Source organism: Pseudomonas sp. SST3 (assembly GCF_003325755.1).
Genome location: NZ_QORI02000066.1, coordinates 1 through 6178 on the forward strand (window position 1 = coordinate 1; position 6178 = coordinate 6178).

Below are 6178 nucleotides of genomic sequence, written 5' to 3' on the forward strand. Positions count from 1 at the left end.
CACGCCCCAGTGAGCCGATACCGGCTTGCCCGGCCAAAACGGGCAAGCCTCGCCGGCGGCGTTGTCGCAGACGGTAAAAAATGAAGTCGAACACCGGCGCCCCCGGCGCTACGAACTCATCCCAGCTTTTGCTGCGGTAGCCAGTCGTTGGCATGTGCAGCCGCTCCAGCGTGGCGAGCGCCAGCGGATGCACTTCGCCCTTGGGCTGGCTACCTGCCGAGTACGCCCGAAAGCGCCCTTGGCCCAGTTTGTTGAGGATGCCTTCGGCGAGGATGGAACGTGCGGAATTGCCCGTGCAGATGAACAGTGCGTTGTATGCGGCCTCTGTGGTCATGGTGTGCTTTCTCAACAGCAGGAAGAACGGGGGCTTGCTGTGCAGCAAGCCGGTGCGGTGATCGGTGTCGTGACTGAAGCCGCTTCATGGAAGACCGGGATGCTGCCTAACGTGTGGAAGTGCTCCCAGGCAATACCCTGCGGGTCGGTGACCCAATGCTTCTCGCTGCGTGCGTAGCAGCAGGTGGTCGTGCCTTCGTCGAGCAACGCCATGTCGGCGGCTTGTGCGCGGAGTTTCAGGGCGGCCAGTTCCTCGGCGTCGTCGGTCTGGATACCCAGGTGGTCGATGCCCGGCTCGCTGCCGCGCGTGGAGATGGCGAAGTTGACCGGCGGGTCTTCGAGCATCCACTTCGCGTAGTCGCCTTCGACGCGCGCAGGCTGCGCCGCGAATAGTTGGGAATAGAAGCCGATGCTGCGGTTCAAGTCATCGACGTGCAGGTGGACGTGGAAGCGCTTCATGGAGAGTTCCTTTCAGCAGGAGGCACAGGTGGAGGGAGATTCAGTGACTTCGCATACGCCGCCCTGGCAGCAGTGCTCGGTCATGTAGCCAAGCAGACTGTTCATCTGCGCGAAGTCAGCGCGATAGATCAGGTTGCGCCCTTGCTGTTCGATGGTGACGAGGCCAGCGTGAGCCAGCTCCTTCAGATGGAAGGACAGAGAGTTGCGGGCCACGTCGAGCTGGTCGGCCAAGACGCTGGGCGTCAGCCCCTCGGGGCCTGCGACGACCAGGGCGCGGAACACGCGCAGGCGTTGGGTGTGGGCCAGGGCGCCGAGGGCGGAAACAGCTTGATCTTCGTTCATAGTTCGATAATACAACATTTATTGAATCATTGCGCAAGAAACCAGCAAACAGAACCTCGTAGCGCCCCGGCGTGCCGCCGTCGGGTTCGCGGGCTGTGTCCCGCGCTTCGTGTCGAATCACGGCCATCCGGCTATGCCCCCTGGCGCCTCCGACCTGGGTGCTCTGCTCGCCTAAAACCGACGCATATGGAGGTGCAAGGGAGGCGGTCTTGCTGTTTCCCTTCATCTGCCACGGCGTGCTCGCCGTCAAGGGCTGCGCGCCGATGGCGCTTGCGTCCTGGCGGCCGTCGTTGACCCCTGACTGCTTGCGCTGCGCCGTGCCACGGAAGGGTCGGGCAATTCCGCCCGGCAACCCTTCAGGAGTTCACCATGAACAACGCACTCATCACTGACGAGCAGCGCATCGTGCTGCTGGCCAACGGCCGCGAATCGCTGGAGAACCCGGACTTCGATCCGGCGCCCGTGGTCAAGCTGTTCACGCCGGATAGCGGCGCGACCTGGCTGCTAACCGAGATTGATCCCGAYGACCACGACCACGCCTTTGGTCTTTGCGACCTGGGCCTGGGGATGCCGGAAATCGGCTGGGTCAGCCTGGGCGAGCTGGCGACGGTGCGCGGCGGGCTGGGCTTGCCGATCGAGCGCGACCTGTCTTTCCGCGCCGAGAAGCGGTTGAGCGCCTACGCACGCGATGCGCGGCTGGCCGGGCGGATCGCTGTCTGACTCGGCCCTGGGAGCGCCGCAAGGCGCTCCTTGTGCTTTCTCAACCTTTGCAGGAGATCCATGCCATGAGTAGCCATCACGACTAGATCATCGAAATCACGGCGCAGCACGATGCGCTCAAACCGTTCGCGCCGGAGAACGGGCAGCCGCTGTGCTTCAAGATCGGCGACGCGGTGATCTACACCAACGAGTTTGGTGTGCAGTTCTGGCGCCGCGTCACCGGGTTCTACCAGCCCACCGAGCCTTCGGGGTTGTATGCGCGTGGTAGGCGCTACTACCTGAACTCGACTTCGCCGTGGATGCCGGTTGCGGAATCCAGCCTGTGTCCTGACGACTCGGCGTGATGCCTTCGCGCCCCTGACGGGGCGCTGCGCTTGCCTCCAGGGGAAAGCCCTGCGGGCCACCCCCGCCGCGCGATGCTTAGCGCCCCTCAAAGACCGCCGAACCGGCTACGCGGGATCGGCCAGACCGAAGCAATCACCGGCACAACTGGCTCTGCTTCCCGATGCTTGGCGAATGAGCTTGTGCATCGAGCTTTGAAATCCGGGCGTCCCCGGCCAAGAAACATGGCCGGTCGCGCTGTCGTGCTGCGCATCGAACCCCCTGCGGGGTTTCGCCCCTGACGGGCTTCCATCGTTCCCTCGCTCCGCTCGGCTGACGCCTCCGGCCCGGCTTCCAGCTTCGGGCCTGCGCGCTTCGCTTGCCGTGCGGTTCGGCACACAGGGAAGGCCGTTGCCTTGTCGAGCCGTCTCCCCTGACTTCATCACCTTGTCCGCGACTGTAGCCCGCGCCCGTGCGCCGTCAAGGCGCGCAGGGCCGTGTCCTCGGCTTCGCCTGCGGGCCGCACCAACCCTGCGCTTGCCTCCTTGACGGCACCCGTTCGCGTGCTCCTGACCGTCGCGGGCGATGAACTCAGGAAAGACGGTGGCAACAGGGCCAACCGGGTTCCTCGTGCCGACCGCACCGAACAACCGAAAGGCTGGGCTCCGAATCTAGGAATCCGGTGTGCGGTTTGAACAGCAAACCCTTTTCGTCAGGAGAAAGACCATGCAACTCGCATCCCGTTTCGCTTCCCATTCCCCAGCACTGCGCAGCGACTACCCGCTGTCCGATGACCAGATTCGCAGGGTGGCCCCGTCCATCTTCGCGGATGCCCCGCATGAGAGCCGTTCCGAGCGGTACAGCTACATCCCCACCGCCACGGTGCTGACCGAGCTTCGCAAGGAGGGGTTTCAACCCTTTATGGTGACGCAGACCCGCGTGCGCGATGAAGGCCGCCGCGAGCACACCAAACACATGATTCGCCTGCGCCACGCCAGCCAGATCAACGGCGCGGAAGCCAATGAAATCGTGTTGCTGAACTCGCACGACGGCACCAGCAGCTATCAGATGCTGGCCGGGATGTTCCGGTTCGTGTGCAGCAATGGCCTTGTGTGTGGCGACACCGTGGCGGACGTGCGCGTACCCCACAAAGGCGACGTGGCCGGGCACGTCATCGAAGGCGCTTTCGAGGTGTTGAGCGGCTTCGAGCGGGTGAAGGAATCCCGTGACCTGATGCGCAGCATCACGCTGGACGAAGGCGAGGCCGAAGTGTTCGCCCGCGCTGCGCTGTCGCTCAAGTACGACGACCCCGACAAGCCCGCACCCATCACCGAATCGCAAATCCTGATGCCGCGCCGGTTCGACGACCGCCGCCCGGACTTGTGGAGCGTGTTCAACCGCACGCAGGAGAACCTGACCAAAGGCGGATTGCATGGCCGCAGCGCCAACGGACGCCGCCAACGTACCCGCCCCGTGCAGGGCATTGATTCCGATGTGCGCCTGAACCGCGCCCTGTGGCTGCTGGCCGATGGCCTGCGCCAGTTGAAAGCCTGATTCCCCACGCGGCAGGGGCAGGCAGCAGCCCTTACCGCTTCTTTCGCTGCTGCATTTCCTAACCGCAAGGAGTTATCATCATGAACGCCATCACCCAAACCGAAGCCCGCGCCGTCAATACCGCCGCAGCTATCCCGCTGGAAGCCGCCGACCCGACCAAGAACCTGATTCTGGTTCCGTTGTCACGGTTGGTACTGCGCCCCACGGGCCGCAACGTGCGCAAGACCCCGCGCATGTCGATTCCCGAACTTGCCGCGAGCATCCAGCGCGTGGGCCTGCTGCAAAACCTGATTGTGATTGCATCCGCCGATGGCGAGCATTACGAAGTCGTGGCCGGTGGCCGTCGCCTCGCCGCCTTGAAGCTGCTGGCGAAGAAGCATCGCATCAGCAAGGAATGGGAAGTGCCTTGCCTGCTGGTGGCCGATGGAACCGCCCGCACGGCCAGCCTCACCGAGAACGTGCAGCGGGAGGCCATGCACCCGGCAGACCAGTTTGAAGCCTTCGCGGCGCTGGTGGCCGAAGGACGGCCCATCGAGGACATTGCAGCGGATTTTTCCGTCACGCCGCTGGTGGTGCAGCGCCGCTTGAAGCTGGCGAATGTCTCCCCGCGCCTAATGGCCGACTATCGCGCCGATGCCGTGAGCCTTGACCAGTTGATGGCCCTTGCCATCACTGACGAACACACTGCGCAGGAAGCGGCGTTCTACGATGCCCCGCAATGGCAGCGCCACCCCTCGCACTTGCGCGAGCGCCTGACCGAACGGGAAATCGACGCCTACCGGCATCCGTTGGTGCGCTTTGTCGGGCTGGACAGCTACGAAGCCGCAGGCGGCGGGATTCGCCGTGACCTGTTCGCGGAAGGTGACGCGGGCGTGTATCTGACCGATGCCGCGTTGCTGGAACGGTTGGTGCAAGACCGGCTGGCAGGCATTGCCGCCAATGTTCGCGCCGAAGGTTGGGCATGGGTGGATGCCACGCCGGGAATGACCCATTCCGACCTGCACGCCTTCCAGCGTGCGCCCAGGGAGCGACGCGAGCCAATCAAGCGCGAGGCCCAACGTATCGAGAAGCTGCAAGCCAAGCTGCACGAACTGGCCGAAGCAGTGGATGCCGCGCTGGACGCCGAGGACGAGGACAAGGCCGACGCGCTGCAAGAGGAAGGCGAAGCCGTGGGCGAGCAATTGCAGGCGCTGGAAGATGGCTTGCAGGACTACAGTCCGAACGTGAAGGCCGCAGCCGGGGCTATCGTCACCATCGACCGCAACGGCGAAACCGTGATTCATCGCGGTTTGAATGCGTGAGGCCGAAGCCAAGGCGCTGCGCACGCTGGAACGCTTGCGGCAGGGTTTCGGCGGCGAAGGCGAAGCCGGAAACGACGACGAAGGCGAGGACGACGAACAGCCCAAGATCGCCGCCATGTCTGACCGGCTGGCGCAGCGGTTGAGCGCCCACCGCACCGCCGCGCTGCAAATCGAAGTCGCCCGGCACCCGCAAGCCGCGCTGGCTGCCGTGGTGCATGGCATGGTGCAGACCATCTTGCAGGGCAGCCACTACGGCCACGACCTGCCGCTGGGCATGAGCTTGAAAGTGCAAGACCGGCTGGAAGGCATGGCCCCGGACTGGCCGGAATCGCCCGCCGCCGTGGCACTGCGCGAACTGCAACAGGTGGCGGGCGAAGCCTTGCCGGAGGACAGCGCCGAACTGTTCGCCGCGCTGCTGGCGAAGCCGCAAGACGAACTGGTGCGGCTGCTGGCCGTATGCGTGGCTTCCACGGTGGACGTGGTGACGCCCCGCACCACGGTGCAGCAACCCGGCGAGGAATTGGCGCAGGCCGTGGGCCTCGACATGGCCGCATGGTGGCAGCCGACCGCAGAAGGCTATTTCAAGCACGTTCCGAAGGCCGTGATTCTGGATGCCGTGGGCGAGTACGCGCCGCAGCACGTCACCCGGCTGGCGAAGTTGAAGAAGGCCGACATTGCCAGCGAGGCCGAACGGCTGGCCGATGGCACCGGCTGGATGCCCGCCATCTTCAAGGCCGCAGGCCCGCAGGATGCCGCGCAGGAGGCAGGCCCGGAGCAGGACGCCCCGGAGGATGCCGAGGCAATAGCGGATGAACCTGCCGAGGCGCTGGCCGCTTGATCCGCGCCGAAGGCATGCGCCCCGGCCTCAACCGGGGCGCTTCGCTGGAAGGAGACACCCCCATGACCCGCACCACCATCAGCCGCCCGCGTATGGCTGCGATCTACGCCCCCGGCACGGTACGCGCCCGCCGCTGGCACGGCGATGGCGACGTGCGCGGCTACCGTCCGCCCTTGGGCTGGACGGCCTGCGCCGACCTCACCGACATTCATCCCATCACGGGCCGCGTCTTGCCGCGTGCCGTGTGGTGGCTCATCGAGACGAAGGAATAACCGCGATCAGCACCGCGCCCAGGCCGTTCCGTCCTGGG

At 65.2% G+C, this 6178-nt stretch carries 6 protein-coding genes and 2 pseudogenes; 5 read left to right on the forward strand and 3 right to left on the reverse strand.

Annotated elements, in window-relative coordinates:
- The 3 genes and pseudogenes from DQ405_RS23295 to DQ405_RS23305 form a co-directional block, all read right to left on the reverse strand.
- Window positions 1-334 (reverse strand): annotated as a pseudogene (locus DQ405_RS23295) (arsenate reductase ArsC); the annotation flags it as partial.
- A gap of 11 nt (window positions 335-345) precedes the next feature.
- Entirely contained in the window at window positions 346-792 is a 447-nt protein-coding gene (locus DQ405_RS23300; protein WP_020203138.1) for an ArsI/CadI family heavy metal resistance metalloenzyme, read from the reverse strand.
- 12 nt (window positions 793-804) lie between these two features.
- Window positions 805-1134 carry an ArsR/SmtB family transcription factor gene (locus tag DQ405_RS23305; protein WP_008643211.1) on the reverse strand — a complete coding sequence of 110 codons (330 nt, stop codon included), beginning with the start codon at window positions 1132-1134 and terminating at the stop codon, window positions 805-807.
- A gap of 369 nt (window positions 1135-1503) precedes the next feature.
- Between DQ405_RS23305 and DQ405_RS23310 the strand changes: the two genes are divergently transcribed.
- From DQ405_RS23310 to DQ405_RS23330, 5 genes and pseudogenes are all read left to right on the forward strand, one after another.
- A complete protein-coding gene (locus DQ405_RS23310; protein WP_020203136.1) occupies window positions 1504-1854 on the forward strand; it encodes a DUF2958 domain-containing protein in 351 nt (116 codons plus the stop codon).
- Between the two features lie 86 nt (window positions 1855-1940).
- Entirely contained in the window at window positions 1941-2198 is a 258-nt protein-coding gene (locus DQ405_RS23315) for a hypothetical protein (RefSeq protein WP_225525367.1), read from the forward strand.
- Window positions 2199-2901: 703 nt separating this feature from the next.
- A complete protein-coding gene (locus tag DQ405_RS23320) occupies window positions 2902-3729 on the forward strand; it encodes a DUF932 domain-containing protein (protein ID WP_008643219.1) in 828 nt (275 codons plus the stop codon).
- Window positions 3730-3809: 80 nt separating this feature from the next.
- Window positions 3810-5868 (forward strand): annotated as a pseudogene (locus DQ405_RS23325) (ParB N-terminal domain-containing protein).
- A gap of 62 nt (window positions 5869-5930) precedes the next feature.
- Window positions 5931-6140: a hypothetical protein gene (locus DQ405_RS23330; protein ID WP_008643223.1), complete on the forward strand. Its 210-nt coding sequence runs from the start codon at window positions 5931-5933 to the stop codon at window positions 6138-6140.
- The last annotated feature ends 38 nt before the right edge of the window (window positions 6141-6178 follow it).